Origin of the sequence: Streptacidiphilus jeojiense, from assembly GCF_000719095.1 — a bacterium.
Lineage (GTDB): Bacteria > Actinomycetota > Actinomycetes > Streptomycetales > Streptomycetaceae > Streptacidiphilus > Streptacidiphilus jeojiensis.
In genome coordinates this window covers 26,560-41,924 of sequence record NZ_JOEH01000007.1, presented here as the reverse complement: position 1 = coordinate 41,924, position 15,365 = coordinate 26,560, and the positions used below count along the sequence as shown (strand labels likewise).

15 protein-coding genes and 1 pseudogene are annotated in these 15,365 nt (G+C 70.4%); 8 read left to right on the top strand and 8 right to left on the bottom strand.

The window, feature by feature from the left end:
* Window positions 1-3 precede the first annotated feature (3 nt).
* The 4 genes from IF29_RS0110225 to IF29_RS0110210 all read left to right on the top strand — a co-directional run bounded on the left by IF29_RS0110225 (window position 4) and on the right by IF29_RS0110210 (window position 2,756).
* Window positions 4-1,206, top strand: a complete 1,203-nt coding sequence (locus tag IF29_RS0110225; RefSeq protein ID WP_030252568.1) for an epoxide hydrolase family protein — start codon at window positions 4-6, stop codon at window positions 1,204-1,206.
* Window positions 1,207-1,262: 56 nt separating this feature from the next.
* Window positions 1,263-1,805 (top strand): SHOCT domain-containing protein, encoded by a 543-nt coding sequence (locus IF29_RS43375; protein ID WP_051725140.1) that lies wholly within the window; start codon window positions 1,263-1,265, stop codon window positions 1,803-1,805.
* Window positions 1,806-1,875: 70 nt separating this feature from the next.
* The gene (locus tag IF29_RS0110215) at window positions 1,876-2,274 is read left to right on the top strand and encodes an ArsR/SmtB family transcription factor (RefSeq protein ID WP_051725139.1); all 399 of its coding nucleotides are present in this window, start codon (window positions 1,876-1,878) and stop codon (window positions 2,272-2,274) included.
* Entirely contained in the window at window positions 2,271-2,756 is a 486-nt protein-coding gene (locus IF29_RS0110210; RefSeq protein WP_030252563.1) for an SRPBCC family protein, read from the top strand. The genes IF29_RS0110215 and IF29_RS0110210 overlap by 4 nt, the downstream gene beginning before the upstream one ends.
* Before the next feature lie 35 nt (window positions 2,757-2,791).
* Here the strand turns inward: IF29_RS0110210 and IF29_RS0110205 are convergent, their stop codons facing one another.
* Window positions 2,792-3,202 (bottom strand): nuclear transport factor 2 family protein, encoded by a 411-nt coding sequence (locus IF29_RS0110205; RefSeq protein WP_030252561.1) that lies wholly within the window; start codon window positions 3,200-3,202, stop codon window positions 2,792-2,794.
* A gap of 145 nt (window positions 3,203-3,347) precedes the next feature.
* Here IF29_RS0110205 and IF29_RS0110200 point away from each other — a divergent pair, with 145 nt between their 5' ends.
* Window positions 3,348-4,301, top strand: a complete 954-nt coding sequence (locus IF29_RS0110200; protein WP_030252559.1) for an aldo/keto reductase — start codon at window positions 3,348-3,350, stop codon at window positions 4,299-4,301.
* Window positions 4,302-4,323: 22 nt separating this feature from the next.
* Here IF29_RS0110200 and IF29_RS0110195 read toward each other — a convergent pair whose 3' ends face one another.
* Window positions 4,324-5,082 (bottom strand): DeoR/GlpR family DNA-binding transcription regulator, encoded by a 759-nt coding sequence (locus tag IF29_RS0110195; protein ID WP_030252557.1) that lies wholly within the window; start codon window positions 5,080-5,082, stop codon window positions 4,324-4,326.
* Window positions 5,083-5,169: 87 nt separating this feature from the next.
* Between IF29_RS0110195 and IF29_RS41725 the strand changes: the two are divergent.
* Window positions 5,170-5,846 (top strand): annotated as a pseudogene (locus IF29_RS41725) (NUDIX domain-containing protein).
* 127 nt (window positions 5,847-5,973) lie between these two features.
* On the opposite strand, the gene IF29_RS0110185 reads toward IF29_RS41725, so the two are convergent.
* Both IF29_RS0110185 and IF29_RS0110180 read right to left on the bottom strand, forming a co-directional pair.
* Window positions 5,974-7,317: a chitinase gene (locus tag IF29_RS0110185; protein ID WP_232242092.1), complete on the bottom strand. Its 1,344-nt coding sequence runs from the start codon at window positions 7,315-7,317 to the stop codon at window positions 5,974-5,976.
* A gap of 146 nt (window positions 7,318-7,463) precedes the next feature.
* Entirely contained in the window at window positions 7,464-9,707 is a 2,244-nt protein-coding gene (locus tag IF29_RS0110180) for an RICIN domain-containing protein (RefSeq protein WP_030252554.1), read from the bottom strand.
* Between the two features lie 218 nt (window positions 9,708-9,925).
* Here IF29_RS0110180 and IF29_RS0110175 point away from each other — a divergent pair, with 218 nt between their 5' ends.
* On the top strand, window positions 9,926-10,960 hold the full coding sequence (locus IF29_RS0110175) for a LacI family DNA-binding transcriptional regulator (RefSeq protein WP_232242091.1): 1,035 nt from the start codon (window positions 9,926-9,928) through the stop codon (window positions 10,958-10,960).
* A gap of 117 nt (window positions 10,961-11,077) precedes the next feature.
* On the top strand, window positions 11,078-11,557 hold the full coding sequence (locus IF29_RS0110170) for a DUF5662 family protein (protein WP_198037376.1): 480 nt from the start codon (window positions 11,078-11,080) through the stop codon (window positions 11,555-11,557).
* A gap of 9 nt (window positions 11,558-11,566) precedes the next feature.
* Here IF29_RS0110170 and IF29_RS0110165 read toward each other — a convergent pair whose 3' ends face one another.
* The 4 genes from IF29_RS0110165 to IF29_RS0110150 form a co-directional block, all read right to left on the bottom strand.
* Window positions 11,567-12,502 carry a hypothetical protein gene (locus IF29_RS0110165; RefSeq protein WP_157623679.1) on the bottom strand — a complete coding sequence of 312 codons (936 nt, stop codon included), beginning with the start codon at window positions 12,500-12,502 and terminating at the stop codon, window positions 11,567-11,569.
* 386 nt (window positions 12,503-12,888) lie between these two features.
* Entirely contained in the window at window positions 12,889-14,280 is a 1,392-nt protein-coding gene (locus tag IF29_RS41720; RefSeq protein WP_198037374.1) for a S1C family serine protease, read from the bottom strand.
* Between the two features lie 144 nt (window positions 14,281-14,424).
* Window positions 14,425-14,772 carry a VOC family protein gene (locus tag IF29_RS0110155; protein WP_030252545.1) on the bottom strand — a complete coding sequence of 116 codons (348 nt, stop codon included), beginning with the start codon at window positions 14,770-14,772 and terminating at the stop codon, window positions 14,425-14,427.
* A 137-nt stretch (window positions 14,773-14,909) separates the two neighbouring features.
* A complete protein-coding gene (locus IF29_RS0110150; RefSeq protein ID WP_198037373.1) occupies window positions 14,910-15,227 on the bottom strand; it encodes a hypothetical protein in 318 nt (105 codons plus the stop codon).
* Window positions 15,228-15,365: the final 138 nt, after the last annotated feature.

The following is a 15,365-nucleotide window of genomic DNA, read 5'->3' as shown; positions in this document are numbered from 1 at the left end:
GCCATGACCGCACCCACGCCGCCGCCGACACTGCCGGCCTCGACCCTCGTCCGTCCGTTCACCGTCTCGATCCCGGATGCGGAGATCGACGATCTGAAGCAGCGACTGGCGAGGACGCGCTGGCCGGATCCGGAAACGGTGGACGACTGGTCGCAAGGGGTTCGCCTGGAGAACGCGAGATCCCTGGTCGACCGCTGGGAGCACGGCTACGACTGGCGGCGCTTCGAGTCCGAGCTCAACCGCTTCCCCCAGTTCCTGACCGAGATCGACGGGCTGGACATCCACTTCATCCACGTCAGGTCCAGGAATCCCGACGCGATGCCGCTGATCCTCACGCACGGATGGCCCGGCTCGATCGTCGAGTTCCTGAAGCTGATCGGCCCGCTGACCGATCCGGTGGCGTTCGGAGGGGACGCCGCCGATGCGTTCGACGTCGTCGTTCCCTCGCTCCCTGGGTTCGGGTTCTCCCAGAAGCCCACGCGGACCGGGTGGGACGTAGCGCGCATCGCAAGTGCCTGGACGGAGCTGATGAAGCGTCTCGGCTACACGAGGTGGGCCGCGCAGGGCGGTGACTGGGGTGCCGTCGTCACCACCGCCCTCGGGGCGATGCGACCTGAGGGGCTGCTCGGAATCCACCTGAACACCCAGTACGCCTTTCCCGCGCAGATCCCCGACACCGACACCCTGTCGCCCGAACAGCGCTACGCCGTGGAGACCCTCGCCCGCTACACCGGCGAACTCGGCGGGTCGAACCACCTCCAGGGCACCAAGCCGGAGACCGTCGGATTCGCCCTGGCGGACTCTCCCGCCGGCCAGGCAGCCTGGATCTACGAGAAGTTCCAGTCCAAGACCGACAACCACGGGCTCGCCGAGGACGCCGTCGGCACGGACGACATGCTCGACGCGATATCCCTCTACTGGTTCACCAACAGCGCGGCGTCGTCCGGCCGCATCTACTGGGAGAACAGATCGGCCACCCTCGCCGGCCCCAAGGTGTCGCTTCCGGTCGCCGTGACCGTCTTCCCGAAGGACATCCCACGCCTGCCGCGCATCTGGATCGAGGACACCTACAGCAATCTGATCCACTGCGGCGAGGCCGACAAGGGCGGCCACTTCGCGGCCCTGGAGCAGCCCGAGATCCTGGTCGACGAAATCCGCACCGGCCTGCGTGCCCTCCGTGGCGGCGGAGGCGTCCCTTCGGCGTGACCCGTATCCGGTGCGAGGCGAGCAATCGGACGTGGGAACACCGTAGGTTGGGGAGCATGGACTGGAGTGACCTGGTGACGGACATTGCCGCGGACGCGCTCGGCGACAGCGCGTCCAAGCGGCTGCCGAAGGCGGCACAGGCGGCGAGGGCGGCGCAGGCCGATGCGCTGCCCGGCGAGCAGCCGGTCGCGTTGACCGCCTGCCGTGGCAAGGACGACTGGGCCAAGGGCGCACTGCTGGTGACCACGCACCGGTTGCTCTACCTCAAGGAAGGGCGGCCCGGAGTGCCGGTGCCGCTGACCGGGATCACCCATGTCGAGCTCAAGTCGACCCGGCTGAGCGGCATGGTGCTCAAAGTGGTCGCCCTGAGCGGGGCGCACCGCTGGGAAGGCCTGGAGGAGGCGGAGGAGTTCACCGAGAAGCTGCGCAGCGCGATCAGGGCGGCCGTGTCAGCCTCCGCTCCCACCGAACCGGCGCCACCCGCAGGGGAGGGCGGCGAACTGCTCGACCAGCTGGAGCGGCTTGCCGCCCTGCACGACTCGGGCGCGCTCGACGACGCCGAGTTCGCGGCCGCGAAGAAGCGCCTGCTCCAGCTCTGACGTTCCAGCCGTGCAGCGACCACGGCCACGTACCGATTGACGTATGTCCATATTGGCATACGATGGAGCCATGGCGAGAGCTGCGACCACGACGGACGCGTTCAACGCCGTCGCCGAACCCCGGCGGCGGGACATCCTCGACGCCCTGGCGCGGGGCGAACGGTCCGTCAACGACCTGGTCGAGCAGCTCGGCGTGGCGCAGCCGGTGGTCTCCAAGCACCTGCGGGTCCTGCGCGAGGTCGGGCTGGTCCAGGTCCGGGACGAGGGCCGGCAGCGGATATACCGGCTCGAGCCGGCGCCGCTGCGCCAGGTCTTCGAATGGGTCAAGGACTACGAGCGGCTCTGGACCGAACGCTTCGAGCGCCTGGACGCGGTGCTCGAGGACCTGAAGGCAGAGCAGGCGCAGGCCGACCGCCAGGGATCGCGGCCGGCGACATCGAAAACGACGGACGAGGAGCGGACATCATGACTGCGGCGAACCAGCGGCGGGCCACCGTCACCACCCCCACCGACACCCAGATCCTGATCACGCGCGAATTCGACGCGCCCCGGCACCTGGTGTACCAGGCCTTCACCACCCCGGAGCTGCTGCGCCGCTGGTGGCACGCGAACCGCTCGGAGGTGACCGACGTCGAGATGGACGTACGCGTCGGCGGCAACTGGCGCTGGGCGGCGAAGGCGTTCAACGGCTACGAGTTCGCCTTCTACGGCGAGTACCTGGAGGTCGTCCCGGACGAGCGCCTGGTCACCACGGAGACCTTCTCCGGCGTCCCCGACGCCAAGGCCGTGAACACCACGACGTTCACCGAGAAGGACGGCCGGACCTACCTGGAGATGCTGGTCGAGCACCAGAGCCGGGCGAACCGGGACGCGCACCTGAACTCCGGCATGGAGGACGGCATGCAGGACGCGCTGACGCTGCTGGAGGAACTGGTGCGCGAGCAGATCTGAGCCCGGGCCGCCCGACCCGGACGGCTCCTCGGGGTTCAGCCCGCGGAGGGCGGCCCGTCGAGGTCGGGCACCGCGCTGGCGTGGGCGGCCAGGACGCGCCAGGCGTCATCGGCGTACACCCAGGTGCGGGTGTACTGGAGGCGCGCGGCGAACGGCTGTCCGCCCGCGGTGCCCTGCAACCCGGCCAGGACGAGGGTGATCCCGGTCGAGCCGACCACGGTCACCTGCAGGTCCTGCTGGTCGAAGACCGCCACGGCCAGGGCGCCCGACCTGTGCGCCTCCAGGTCGTCCGCCTTGGTGAGGACGCGGCCGTCGGGCCCGGTGTAGCGGACGCGGTCGTCCAGGAGCTGGTCCAGCGCCTCGCTGTCCCCGGATCGAACGGCGGCCTGCAGCTTCTGCTCGGCCTCGTGCAGGGCGGCTACGAGAGCTGCCTGGTCCGTCCCCATCCCGGTCCTCCTCGTCGTGTTCCCCCGCGATGCTTTCCTCCCTTGCGGGATCCGTCAAGGACTCGCCGACGCGTGCGCCCCTCCGGCGCCCGACCGGGTGACGGGCCGACACGTCCCGTTGCCGTGCCCGATCTAGAGTGGCCGCATGGACTATCGAACCCTTGGCAACAGTGGACTCCTGGTCTCCGTGGTGGGGCTGGGCTGCAACAACTTCGGCGGAAGGCTCGACGCGGCACAGACAGTCGCGGTCGTGGACGCGGCGATCGACGCCGGGGTGACGCTCTTCGACACCGCCGACATGTACGGCGCCAAGGGCGGTTCCGAGACGCTGCTCGGCCAGGCGTTGAAGGGGCGACGTGACGAGGTCGTGCTGGCCACCAAGTTCGGCCACCAGGGGATCGACATGGGGTACGGGCCCGCGGCCGGGGCCAAGGGCGGGCGCTCCTACATCCGGCGTGCGGTCGAGGAGTCGTTGCGACGCCTGCAGACCGACCACATCGACCTCTACCAGTTGCACACCCCCGACCCGCGCACGCCGATCGCCGAGACGCTGGCCGCGCTCAGCGAACTGGTGCGCGAAGGCAAGGTGCGCTACATCGGACACTCCAACCTGGCGGGCTGGCAGATCGCCGAGGCCGCGCACGTGGCCCGGGAGACCGGGGCCGTGCCGTTCGTCTCGGCCCAGAACGAGTGGTCGCTGCTGGAGCGCCGGGTGGAGCAGGAGGTGGTGCCCGCGGCCGTGCACTACGGCCTGGGTGTGCTGCCGTACTTCCCGCTCGCCAACGGACTGCTGACCGGCAAGGTACGCCGCGCCACCGGCGTGCCCGCGGGCTCGCGCCTGCAGTCGCGACCCGAGCGGGTGACCGAGGCCGGCCTCGACGCGGTCGAGCGCCTCGCCGCCTGGGGCGAGGCGCACGGCCGGAGCGTCCTGGAGATCGGCGTGGGGGCCCTGGCCGCACGGCCTGGCTGCGGCTCGGTCATCGCCGGGGCGAGCACTGCCGAGCAGGTGCGCGCCAACGCCGCCGCGGGGGAGTGGGTGCCGACCCCCGAGGAACTGGCCGAGATCGACGCGCTGCTTTCACCCCCGACCGCGGTCTGACGCCGCGTCCGGGCCGTGGCCGTCAGCCGGCTGCCAGGATCTCCACGCCGTGCGCTGCGAGTTGCTCGACGAGTGCGTCATGGGGGTCGGCGTCGGTGATCAGTCCGCTGACCTTCTCCCAGGGCAGCACGCGGAAGCGCGAAGCCGTGCCGATCTTCTCCGAGGAGGCGAGGACGTAGGTTTCCGCGGCCCGCGCGGCCAGGGCGCGCTTCATCGCGGCCTCCTCGGCGTCCGCGGTGGTCAGTCCCGCTTCGGGGTGCACGCCGGTGACGCCGAGCAGGCACAGGTCGGCGGAGACGTTCTGTGCGGCCTCGACCGCGGCGGCGCCGCAGGCGACCGCCGAGTGCTTGAAGATGCGGCCCCCGAGCAGGAAGAGCTCCGCCTGCGGATGGTCGAGCAGGGCCGCTGCGATGGTCGGGCTGTGGGTGATCACGGTGCAGACCAGGTCCTGGGGGAGCGCCTGGGCGACGGCGAGGGCGGTGGTGCCGCCGTCGAGGATCAGCGCGTTGCCCGGCCGCACCAGGGCGGCGGCCACAGCGGCGACCCTCCGCTTCCCGTCCGGGGCCACGCTCTGCCGGGCGGCGTAGTCCGCCACCGCCGGCGAGACCGGAAGTGCTCCGCCGTAGACCCGCTGGCACAGCCCCTCGGCGGCGAGGTCGCGCAGGTCGCGCCGCACGCTGTCCTCGGAGATCCCCAGGTCCGACGCGACGTCCTTGGCGACGACCTTGCCCTCGCGGGCGAGCAGGCCGAGTAGATGGTCGCGCCGTTCAGCAGCCAGCATCCGCACTCTCTCCTGTTCTTGCACGTTTCTGCATGTATCGTAGCGCCTGTGAACGACCAACCCATGCTCATCCCCGCAGGAGGCCAGGTGACGGCCCGCCCCGGCGTAGACGTTCCCGACCACCGCGGCCGTACCCACCTCGACCGGGCCGGGCGCGGCCTGGACCGCAACCCCGACGTCCGGGTGCGCGACGTCGAGCTCACCTCCCAGGGCTGGCACGTCCTCCGGCGTACCACCTTCGACTACCGCCGTCGCGACGGACGCTGGGAGACCCAGCAGCGCGAGACCTACGACCGCGGCGACGGCGCCGTCGTCCTGCCCTACGACACCGAACGCGGCCGCGTCCTGCTGACCCGTCAGTTCCGCTACCCGGCCTACGTCAACGACCACCCCGACGGCATGCTCGTCGAAGCCGCCGTGGGTCTGCTCGACGCGGACGACCCGCCCGCCGCCGTCCGGCGCGAGTGCGCCGAGGAACTCGGCGTCACCTGGGCCCGCTCACCCACGTCCTCGACGCCTACATGAGCCCCGGCTCGGTCACCGAACGCCTCCACTTCTTCGCCGCCCCCTACACCCCGGCCGACCGCACCGGGGCCGGCGGCGGACTGGAGGAGGACGGCGAGGACATCGAGGTCCTCGAACTGCCCTTCGCCGATGCCCTCGCGATGACCCGGGACGGCCGCATCGCCGACGGGAAGACGATCATGCTCCTGCAGTGGGCAGCCCTGGACGGGCCCTTCGCCCCCGCGCCGGGCGGCCGCTGACGGGGCGAGAGGCCGACGGCGACCGTGGCGGTGCCGAACGTCGAGGCGCCTCCCCGGGGTACCGCAGGGGCGGCGTCCCGGGGAGGCGCTCTCGACGCTCAGTTCGTTCTACTGTGGTGACCAGGTGTCAGCTGGACAGGGTCCACTGCTGGTTGGCGGAGTCGGCGCAGGTCCAGATCTGCAGACGGGTGCCGTCGGCGGAGCTGGGGCCGGTCGCGTCCAGGCACTTGCCCGAGCCCGTGTTCACCAGCTCGCCGTTGGACTGGTGCGTCCACTGCTGGGCGGCGGTGCCGTTGCAGTCGTAGAGCTGGACCTGGGTGCCGTTCGCCGTGCCGGCCGCGGTCACGTCCATGCACTTGCCCAGTGCCTGGAGCGTTCCGCTGGAGGAGGTCCACTGCTGGGCGCTGGTGCCGTTGCAGGTGTAGAGCTGGACCGCGGTGCCGTTGGCGCTGCTGGCCCCGGCCACGTCGACGCACTTGCCGCCGTAGCCGGTGATCTGGCCGCCGGTGGTCGGCGGGGGCGTGGTGGTGCCGCCGGTGATCGCGTTGAAGATCCGGGAGTAGGCGTAGCCGGTGCCCTTGTCGTAGCTGTTGACCTCCCAGAAGGACAGCTCCTGGACGCCGTTGCTGGCGGCGAAGCTCTCCAGCGCGCTGGCGTTGGCCTGGGTGAAGTTCTCGTTGTCGTCGTTCTGCCCGGCGATCGGGGTCAGCCCGAGGCGCCCGTAGGCGGCCGAGGTGGAGATCCCGTACAGACTGGCGAGCTGCGCCGCGGTGCCCCGGGCGGCGGACTCGGCGTCGTTGAAGGCGTTCTGGCCGTCGCCGAAGTCCATGGTCATGATGTTGACCGTGCTGACGTTGACGCCCGCGCTCTTGGCGCCCTGCAGGACTCCGAGTTCCTCACTGGGCAGGCCGGTGGGGTCCACGGCGAGGGTGTAGTCGACCTGCACCGACGGGTTCTGGGCCTGGAGCGCGGCCAGCGCCTGGTTGCGGCGGGTGTTGGCCGCGGAGTCGTCCAGGGTCCCGCCCTCGATGTCGAAGTCGAGCTTGGTGATGCCGTAGGTGTTGACGATGTTGGCGTAGGCGGCGGTGAGCGAGGTGACCGAGGTGCAGGTCTCGGCGAGCTCGCCGCCCTCGGCGCCGCCGGAGGAGATGATGACGTTGCCGCCGGCCGACTTCAGCGTGTTCACCTGTGAGGTGAAGGCGCCCAGCGAGCTGCCGCCGGCCTCCCACTGCGGGGTGCAGCCGGACTGGGGGATCAGGAAGGCCAGCGTGTAGTACTTCAGCCCGGTGGCGTTCATGTCGGCCGTCATGTCGCCGACGGTGCTGCTGGACAGCTCCAGGTACGGGGCGGCGTAGTGGGCCGGGAAGGTGCCGGCTGCCTGGGACTGGGCGGCGCCGGTCAGGGCCGTCGCCATCGCGGCCACCGGCACGGTGACGGCGGCGATCATCTTGCACTTACGTGACCATGTCACGAGGTTCCTCCTGGTGCGGTCGAACGTGGGGGCTTGCAGGAAGGTCGATGCGCCGCCGCCGCTGCGGAACGCATCGGCGTTCCGGTGGGGGGAGGATCAGGGCGGCGGCGCATCGAGGTCACAGGGGCGTGGTCACCGTCCCGTGGTCACGGTCCTGTGGTCAGGTAGGCCACGGTGGGGCTTCCGGAGACCTGGGCACCGGAGTTGTTGATGATGTGGTGGATGGTGCCGGTGCCGCCGAGCGAGACCGTGACCATGTCGTGGAAGGTGGTGCCGCTGGTCGGCACCTCGATGGCCCGGTCCGCCGCGACCGCCGAGTTGGTGCTGAAGTAGCAGTACACGCCCACGCCCCAGGCCTGGTGCGAGGTCACCGAGTTGGCGACCTTGTAGGAGGGGTAGCCGTTCTCCCCGCCGCCCGGTGTCCAGCTGGCGTTGTTGGGGACGTCGTAGGGCATCTCGGACTGGTAGAAGTAGGTCCGGCCGCCGTTGCCGTTCCACAGCGTCTGGTACTGCTGGTAGTGCTCGACCGCCAGGCCGTACATGGTGACGTTGGCACCGTTGACGACCAGGCCGTTGGCGGCCGTGTTGGTGCTCCAGCCCACCCCGCTGCCGTGGTCGGCGCGCCAGATCCACAGGTCGCTGCCGACGGTGTTGGCGCTGTTGACCACCAGGGACTGGGTGGCCTTGCCGGCCACGTCGCCGCCGACGCGGAAGAACACGTCCGACAGCGTGGTCGGGTCGCTCGCGTGGCTGGCCGTCGAGCCCGCCGGGCCGATCTGCACCAGCGAGGAGCTGTTGGTGGTACCGGCGCTGACGATCAGTCCGGAGATGTTGATGCCGTCGACGTCGGCCGTGGTGATCGCGGTGACGCCGTTGTCCGGCACCAGGGTGGCCAGGCCGAGGCCGAGCACCACGGTGTCCGGGCGGGTGATGTTGAGCGGCGCGCTCAGGTGGTAGACGCCCGGGGTGACCAGCAGGTTGAGCCCGGAGGCGAGTGCCGCGTTGATGGTGGCCGCGGTGTCACCGGACTTGACCACGTAGAACTGGGAGATCGGCAGCGAGGTGCCCGCGGTGCTGCCGCCGGTCCAGTCCGGGCCGGTGGCGTTGGTGCGCAGCCCGGGGACCATGACGTTGTACAGGCCGGTGGAGTCCACGTACAGGTACGGCTTCTCCTTGGCCGTCGGCGTCTGGGACACGCTGGTGTACGTCGGGAACGACTGCCCGGGGGCGCCGTTGTCGCCGACGAAGACCATGTTCCAGTTGGAGCCGGCCCAGCTGCCCATGCTGGTGTCCTGGGTCAGGAACTGCTGCTGGGTACCGGAGTTGATCTGGCCGGAGACCCGCGAGTCGCCGATGAAGCCGCCGGAGGACCAGTTGCTGCTGGAGTTGCCCGAGGTGTAGTCGTCCAGGGTCATGTTGCCGTGCACGTCCACCCGCCGGAACGGGTCGGCCTGGGAGACGGCCCACTCCAGCGTCCCCGAGCTCGGGGTGTCGGAGAGGTTCTCCACGTCGCGCCAGAAGTTCTGGGTGGCGTTGCCGCCCGACCAGGCGGCGTCCACGTGCACCCCGCCGCCGGTCAGCGAGACGTCGTCGGGGGAGGCGCCGAGCCCGGCGACCTGGGTGTAGAAGCCCACCGGTACGTCCACGTTGTAGCTGCCGGGCTCGAACAGCAGGGCGTAGCGGTTGGTGCCGAACTGGTTGGACTGCTGCGAGCTGTAGACCGAGTTGACGGTCGACTGGATCGAGGACGCCGACATCGACGGGTCGAAGATCTTGACGTTCGGCCCCAGGTCCGGGTTGTTCGGGTTGGTCGGCGGGGTGGTGCCCCCGCCCCCGCCGACCGTGTTCAGCGCGAAGGACTGGGCGGCGGTGCCGTTGCAGGTGTACTGCTGCAGTTGGACGCCGTCGGCGGTCGAGGCACTGGGCACGTCCAGGCACAGACCGCTGTAGTGGTTGACGAAGTGGTAGCGCCCGCTGCTCTCCAGCACCGGCTGCCACTCCTGGCTGCTGTAGCCGCCGTTGGCCCAGAGGTGGATCACCGCTCCGTTGGCGGTGGACGGGCCGTTGACGTCGACGGCCGGCTGGGCGCCGTTGAAGTTGACGATCTCGTAGTAGCCGGAGTCGGCGCCCGCGCGGAACCCCCATTCCTGGGCGGTGGTGCCGTTGCAGGTGTACTGCTGCACGGCGGTGCCGTTGGCGGTGGCGGCTGCCGCGGCGTCCACGCACTTGGCGCTGTTGTTGGCCACCAGGTTGTACCAGGACGAGGTCGAGACGGCGGCCTGGGCGCTGCCGGCGCCGAAGGCGGACAGGCCCGCGGCCAGCATGACCACGACCGTGCCGGGCACTGCGGCCCGGCGCGCAGCCTTCCTGGCCTTGAGGAGATGTTTCATGGCTACCCTTCGCAATGGGTGGATTGCGTTTCTGAAACATGGACCCGGAAAACGTTGCAGAAGCCGTTCTGGTATAGATCATTTACTGAGGCTGACCTGCGATGATGTGTCGTAGAGCGCTCTCTGCAACATGTGTTCCATGTACGAAACCAGTTTGGTCCAGACCTGTCAAGGAGCTGTGTCATCACCGCACGTCAGCGCTGGCCTAAGCTGTCGCCGTGGAACACGAGCAGGAGATCACCGGGCCCTCACCCGGCCGTGCCACGGTCCGCGGCCTGGCCGCGCACCTGGGCCTGTCGGCCGCCACCGTCTCCCGCGCGCTGAACGACCGCGCCCACGTCGCGGTCGAGACCCGCCGCCGGGTCCAGGAGGCGGTCCGTCAACTGGAGGGCCAGGACGCGCAGCCGCGTCCGCGCACCCGGCGCGGTCTGGTACTGCTGCGCTGCCCCTACGAGCTCACCGACTTCTTCGGACCGATCGTCTCCGCCGCCGCCGAGACGCTCCGGCTGCACGGCCGCGAGGTGCTGCTGGACGCCGGCGGTGCCGGTTACCACGACACCGTCCTGCGGCGCCTGCCGAGCCGGCGCGACATCGCCGGGGCGCTCCTGGTCCTGCCGCCGGAGTCCGCCGCCGACCTGGAGGCGCTGCGCGCCTCGGGCACCCCCTTCGTGGTGATCGATCCACGGGTACGGGTGCCGCGCAACGTGCTGTCCGTCTCGGCGGCGAACGTGACCGGCGCGCGCGCCGCCACCGCGCACCTCACCGGCCTGGGCCACCGCCGGATCGCGGTGATCACGGCGGCGCCGACCCTGACCGCCGGCGAGGACCGGATGGCGGGCCACGCCGCCGCCCTGGCCGAGGTCGGAGCGCTGACGGACCCGGCGCTGGTCCGGGCCGGGGAACCGGTCGCGGAGACCGGCCACCGCCTGGGCGGCGAACTGCTCGACCTGTCCCCGCGCCCCACCGCCGTGGTGTGCTTCAACGACAAGGTCGCCGTCGGCGTCCTTCAGGCCGCCGCCGCACGCGGCCTGCGCGTACCCGAGGACCTGTCGGTGGTGGGCTTCGACGACATCGATGTCAGCCGGGCCACCACCCCGACCCTGACCACCGTGCGCCAGCCCTTGCAGGAGCTCGGCCGGCTGGCCGTCACGGCCCTGATCCGGGTACTCGAGGGCCACCAGGCCGAGGCCCTGCACATCGAACTGGCGACCCAACTGATCGTCAGGAACAGCACCGGCCCTGCCCCGCACTGACTCACCGCCGCCGCTGGACACACCCCGCGCCGAGCTGAACCCTTGTCGGGAGGGTCACTGCAGCTCAGCTGATCCGACGACCGTCACAACCCTCCAGTCGATCACGCGGGGACCACGATGGACACACCGTTCGACTCCACTGCCGACACCCTGCGCCACAGCCTGCGCGTCGCCGAACTCATGGGCGAGCCGATCAAGGAGCTGATCGACCGGTCCACGCAACACGACCTGAGCAAGACCCGCGAACCCGAGCTCTCCACCTACGACCAATGCGTTCCCAGGCTGCACGAAGCCACCTACGGCACCGCGGAATACGCGGCAGTGGTGGCAGCCATGGGCGAGGGGCTGCGCCACCACTACGCGCACAACCGCCACCACCCGGAGCACTTCCCCGACGGGATCAACGGCATGACGCTGGTCGACCTCGTCGAGATGCTCGCGGACTGGAAGGCAGCCGCCGAACGCGGCGGGGACGGCGATCTGGCCCGCGCCCTGCAGATCAACCGCGAAAGGTTCGGCATCACCGCACAACTGATGGACATCCTCACCAACACCGCCCACCGCTACCGTTGGCTCAACGCCGACGAGGGCCGGTAGCGCCCAGGCTCATCCTCCGGTGAAATAGGACGGATGACGGACGCTCATGCTCTGCGCGATCGCGGTCAGCACGGCCGCGCTCACCGGTGGTGAGGTGGCCTGGATGTCCGCCACCGTGTCGCCCACCCGGACGTAGTAGGAGACGTACTGGGAGTTCCCCGATCGCCACACCCCCGGCGCGACGGCGATGCAGGCGGGGGCCGGGACCGGGTAGGTGGAGTTGACCGCGGCGCAGTGCGACGGCGGGGTGAACCGCGGTTGCACCGGCGCGACGGTGACCTGGATCTCGTGCTGCAGTTCCGCCATGGTGGAGGCGGTCTGGCCGTCGGGGGCGAGGCGGTAGAAGAAGACCGGGCCGGTGATGGTCTCGGTCCCGGCACCTTCGATGTGGTAGCCGCCGGGTACCCGCGGTCCCAGCAGTGGGACCGGGCTCGCCGACAGGACGCTGTTCTCCTGGCTGCTGGCGATCTGCGAGACGGCGTACGCGTTCACCGGCACCACCAGCGCCAGCGCGACCACCGCCGCCACCCGCGGCAGCCACGGGCGCAGCGAGGCGGTGAACCACGCAGCGAGGGCAAAGGCAGCGGTCGGTAGCACGAACCGGGCCCAGCTGACGTCGCCCGGGAGCCAGGGGATGCTGTTCACCGCCGTCAGATACCGCAGCAGGTACCAGCTCAGGCCGGTGCCGAGAAGCGCGGTGAGCCACGCCGGGCGCACTCCGAGCACCCGCAGCACCGCCCACGCGCCGAGAAACAGCACGAACGGGGTGGCATCGTCCCACAGCACCACCACCCCGAGGCAGCCCCAGCCGGGGGCGTTCCGGCAGGCGGAGGAGGAGACCAGCAGCCACTCGGTGAAGAACAGCGCCACCATGAGACCGAGCCCCGCACCGGCCGCGCGCAGCGTGCGCCCGCTCGGCCGCCAGCGTCCTGACGTCGGTTCCACCGTCCCCGCGCTACTCACTCCGCACCCCCCGTGATCGTGATCCGCAACGGGAGTACTCTGCCTCAACTCGCCCCACTGAGCCTGAGTACGCCTACTCAGATGTCGAGTCGTCACCGAGTCGACGGCTTGGCCAGCGTAGGCGTCGGGGTGAACGCGGGCTTCCTGTACTCCGACCCTGGGACCGGATACATCGGTGACCTTGAGAGCGACGAGAAAGCGCCACCGTCTGCGCCGTCGGTGTGATCCTGGCGGTCATCGATGCGCTGCGGACCGCTGCTGCTGAAGCAGGCCTGGTTGTCAGTGTCGCGGTGGTGGCTGCTGCCCGTCGTCCCCAACGTGGCCGGCGCCCGGCCGTTACCGGCCCGAGCGCCGGCCCTGGCGCCTCGTCAGGTCGCCGGGCCGCTGGCCAGGACCAGGGAGGCGCTGTGCTGGGTGCCGGAGGTGTCGGTCCACACCACGGTGACCTTGTCTCCCGGGCGGTGGCTGGCCATGACCGTGCTCAGCGCCGCCGAACTGGACACCGTCTGTCCGCCGACGGAGGTGATCACATCGCCCTGCGCCAGCGCGGTCTGCGCGGCGGGCGAGCCGTTGATCACTCCGGTGACCACAGCGCCGTTCACGCCGGTGCCGCTGCCGGCGCCGCCACTCAGGCCGCCGCTGTTGCCCTGGCTGCCGCCGGCGCTGTTCCCGCTGCCCACCTCGACGCCGAGGAACGCGGTGGCTCCGATGTGGACGGCCGAGCTCGCCTTCCCTGCTTCGATCTGCTGGGCCAGCGGCACCAACGTGTCGATCGGCAGGGCGAAGCCCTGGGTGGCGGTCTGCTGGAATCGGGAGGAGGAGGCGGAGCCGGCCGTGTCCATCCCGATGACCTGGCCGGAGGAGTTCACCAGTGGGCCGCCGGAGTCGCCCGGCTGGATGTCCGCGTCCACCTGGAGCAGCCCGTGCAGCTGTTCGGAGGAGCCGGTGGCGTCGTCGCCGGCGGTGATCGACTGGTTCAGCGCGGTCACGCTGCCGGACGCCGCGGTGGGCGTGCCGGTCCCGCCGGCGTTGCCGATGGCGGTGACCTGGTCTCCCACGGCGGTTTTGGCGGAGGAGCCGATCTGCACCGTGGTCAGTCCGGAGGCGTTCTGCAACTGCAGCACGGCCATGTCCTCGGCGGCGTCGTAGCCGACCACGGAGGCGGTGTAGGTGCGGTTGTTGCCCACGTCGGTGACGGAGATCTGAGTCGCCCCGCTGATCACATGGTTGTTGGTGAGGATCTCGCCGTTGGAGGTGAGCACCATGCCGGTGCCCGCTGCCTGGAGGTCCTGGTAACCGAGAGTGACGTTGATGATCGCCAGTGCCGGCTCGACCTTGGCCGCCACCGCCGAGTCTCCGCCGGCCGCTCCGGCCCCCTGGGTGGCCGGAGCGGTGGGGAAGGCGGGGGAGGGGGTCGCACCTGTCCCGGGCTGCAGCGAGGCGCCGGGCTGCGGGGTCGCGTTTGCGCCGAACGTCGAGGACGAGGCCGAGGCCGGCGCTGCGGCGGAAGGACGCCAGAACGCATGGTCGATCCCGATGCCCACCCCCACCGCGGCCAGCAGCATCACCGATGTGCCCAGCCGCCGGCCCCGCCTGTGCGATCGCCTCGGCGGCGGGCCGAGAGGAGGGACCGGCCCGTAGGCCGGCGGCGGGTAGTCGCTCATGGTCCGTTCGGCCGTCGGCGTCCCCGGCGGATAGGGAGGTCCCCAGCCGCCGCCTGCCGTGCCCGCCGCACCGTACTGTCCCTGGCTGTCACTCACGAGAGCCTCCAGCAAGCCGCCGACCCGGACCTGTCCAGGTCTCCGCATCCCTCTGGACCCCCATCCTGTGCGCCGGTCCTGAGGACCGTGTCAAGAAAAGATGAGGATCCGGTAGCGACTACGGCGGCGGACCGTGCGGGGTCCTCAGCGGTGGCCCAGCACGTTGACCACTCGGCCGTTCGGGTCGCGGACGAAGAAGCGCCGGACGCCCCACTCCTCGTCCTGCAGTGGGTGCACGATCTCCGCACCGCTGGCCCGCACCACCGCGTAGGCCGCGTCGACGTCGTCCACCTCGATGCTCAGATCGGGGGCGACCGGCGCGGTCAGGTCCTCGGCCATCACGCTGATCTGGGCCGCCGGAGCGGAGGGAGAGGCGAGCGTCATGATCCAGCCGTGGTTCATGACCTCCTCGAACCCCAGCATGCCGTAGAACTCCCGGCTCTGCTCGGCGGCCTCGGACTGGATGTTGGGTACGACGCGGTGAACGGCCATGAACGGCTCCAGGTGGCAAGGGGCGGTTTCGGACGGTCCAGCAGGGGGCGGAGCAGGCTCAGGCTGGTGCCCGGTCCTCACGCCTTGTCCCGCATTCATGAAAGCCCGAGGCTAGTTCGGGGCTGACTCAGTCCGTGCTACGCACTGGCCAGCGAGTGGCGGATGATGGCGTGAGCGACGATTCGGGGGCCTTCGGTAATCAGGAGTTCAGCTCCGACGTGAAGGTGTGGTCTGGCCAGCTCAGGGGCGAGGAAGCCGATGTTGGCGAGGGCCAAGCCGTGTGGCTGAGGGTCGATGTGTTCCACCAGGATGCTGAGAAGCGGCGCGTCAGAACCTGGGAACGTGGCAGTCGCCGCGTAGACCGGGGCGGTCGGTGGGCCCGAACTCCTGCCGCCCTGCGATTCCGGCAGCCAGCGGATCTCCGCTACGGCCATTGGCCCCTTGAGCTCAGTCACTGGCCCAGACTATCCGGGCCTCCGTCATCGGGGTGCTGACGGAACCGCACTCAACGCCCTCGGTGCCTGCCGGTGGTCAGTGTGTCGCACGTCGGCGTTGGCGTCAGCCACGCGGAGGCGGGCAGAGTGTTGCCATGT